A 2180-nucleotide genomic window follows, 5' to 3' on the forward strand; every position below is an offset into this window, starting at 1 on the left:
TCGCCGGGGAGCGTGCCGATGACCACGACGGTGAGGTCTTCCGGTACGCGCAGCCCCGCCGCGGTCACGGACGCCAGGATGTGGTGGTGCGCGGAGGGGTGCTGCACGACCAGGGCGGTCGGCGCGCTCCCGCGCCCGCTGCCCGCCGGGTCGATGAGCAGCTTGTGCAGTCTGCGTGCGAGCTTGGCGGGATCGTCGACCGAGTGGACCACCTTGACGGCGGCGCCGGTGGCGCGCGCGCCGTCGCGAGCGCCCGCGATGCCCCGCAGCGCGTAGCTGCGCCTGGCCCGGACCTCGGCCTCACCCGGTGCGAGGTACACCAGATCGCGGTGGCCGGCCGCCCACAGTTCACGCACCGCGAGCGCGGCCGCCTGCTCCCAGTCCAGGTCGGTCCAGGGGAGGGCGTCCTCGTCGGCGGGACGCCCGATGAGCGCGGCGGGAAAGGCCAGTTCGCGTACGACGTCGATCCGCGCGTCCTCCATGTCGACGGCCATCAGCACCGCCGCGTCCGCGAGTCCGCTCAGCGCCACGCGCCGCAGCCCGCCGGCCTTGTCCTGGGACGTGGTGAGCAGCAGGTCGTAGCCGAGAGCGTTGGCGGCGTCGCTGACATCGATGGCGAACCGCCCGTCCACGGAGTGCTGGAGCCCCGCCGCACGCGGCAGAGCCAGCGCGATCACCTGCGTACGACTGCTGCGCAGCGTCCGCGCACTGGCCCGGGGATGGTATCCAAGGGTGTCCACGGCCTCCCGCACACGCTTGCGGGTCTCCTCGGAAATGCTCCGGGATCCGTTGAACACGTAGGAGACGGTGCTCGGCGCGACTCCCGCCCGCCGGGCGACGTCCCTGATGGTAGCCATCTCGACCCCTTCGGTCGTGCGGCACGGCGCCTTCGAGCGTGCGGATGCGGTGGTGCGCCATCGTATCGAACGGTGACTGCCCGGCCACGCGGGGCCATTCGCGCGGGGGCCGTTCAGGCGGGGCTACCCCGTGGAGGGATGGGCGGCAGGGGGAGAGCGGTGGCCGTCGTCGGCCACCGCCCTGGGAGAACACTGATTTCTTCGGCCCCGGGAAGGCAGCCTGCCCGCGCGCGGGGCGGCAGAACCCTCAGCGCCAGCCCAGCTCCGGTGCCACGTGGGTGAGGATGCTTTCCAGCACATGGGCGTTGTAGTCGACCCCGAGCTGGTTCGGGATGGTCAGCAGCAGAGTGTCCGCGGTTCGGACGGCCTCGTCCTCCTTGAGCTCCTTCACCAGCACATCGGGCTCCGCGGCGTACGAGCGTCCGAAGATCGCCCTGGTCTTTTCATCGATCATGCCGACCTGGTCCCGCGAGTTGCGGTCTCCGCCGAAGTAGACCCGGTCCATGTCGTTGGTCAGCGCGAAGATGCTGCGGCTGACGGACACCCGCGGTTCGTGCGCGTGGCCTGCCGCCTTGTACGCCTCGCGGTACGCCTCGATCTGCTTGCGCTGCTGGACGTGCAACGGTTCGCCCGTCTCGTCGTCCTTCAGCGTGGAACTCTGCAGGTTCATCCCCAGCTTCCCGGCCCAGACGGCTGTCGCGTTCGAGCTGGACCCCCACCAGATCCGCTCGCGAAGCCCTTCCGAGTGCGGCTCGACACGCAGCAGGCCCGGCGGGTTGGAGAACATCGGCCGCGGATTCGGCTTCGCGAAGCCCTCCCCTGTGAGCGCCTCAAGGAACTCCTGGGTGTGCCGGCGGGCCATGTCCGCTTCCGTTTCGCCCTCGGCTGGGCTGTAGCCGAAGTAGCGCCAGCCATCGATCACCTGTTCCGGCGATCCACGGCTGATGCCGAGCTGAAGTCGGCCGCCGGAGATGAGGTCGGCGGCGCCGGCGTTCTCGGCCATGTACAGCGGGTTCTCATAGCGCATGTCGATCACGCCGGTGCCGATCTCGATCTTCGAGGTCCGCGCGCCGATGGCCGAGAGCAGGGGAAAGGGACTGCCCGCCTGCTGAGCGAAGTGGTGAACGCGGAAATACGCGCCGTCCACGCCGAGCTCCTCGGCAGCGACCGCCAGGTCGATGGACTGGTGCAGAAAGTCGGCGGCTGATCTCGTCTGCGAGTGCACGCTCGGTGACCAGTGGCCGAAGGAGAGGAATCCGATCTTCTTCACACTTGTCGAAACCGTCCGGCGACCAGGTTTGATTCCCCGCCTCGGGCAGGGGG

2 protein-coding genes are annotated in these 2180 nt (G+C 69.7%); both read right to left on the reverse strand.

Annotated features, from left to right (window positions below; all coding sequences use genetic code 11):
• Nucleotides 1-857, reverse strand: an 857-nt coding sequence (locus QR77_RS39605) for a LacI family DNA-binding transcriptional regulator (RefSeq protein WP_078877686.1), incomplete at its 3' end; no start/stop codon positions are given.
• A gap of 247 nt (nt 858-1104) precedes the next feature.
• A complete protein-coding gene (locus QR77_RS39610; RefSeq protein ID WP_040026755.1) occupies nt 1105-2127 on the reverse strand; it encodes an LLM class flavin-dependent oxidoreductase in 1023 nt (340 codons plus the stop codon).
• Nucleotides 2128-2180 lie beyond the last annotated feature (53 nt).

It is taken from the genome of Streptomyces sp. 150FB (assembly GCF_000818195.1).
Lineage (GTDB): Bacteria > Actinomycetota > Actinomycetes > Streptomycetales > Streptomycetaceae > Streptomyces.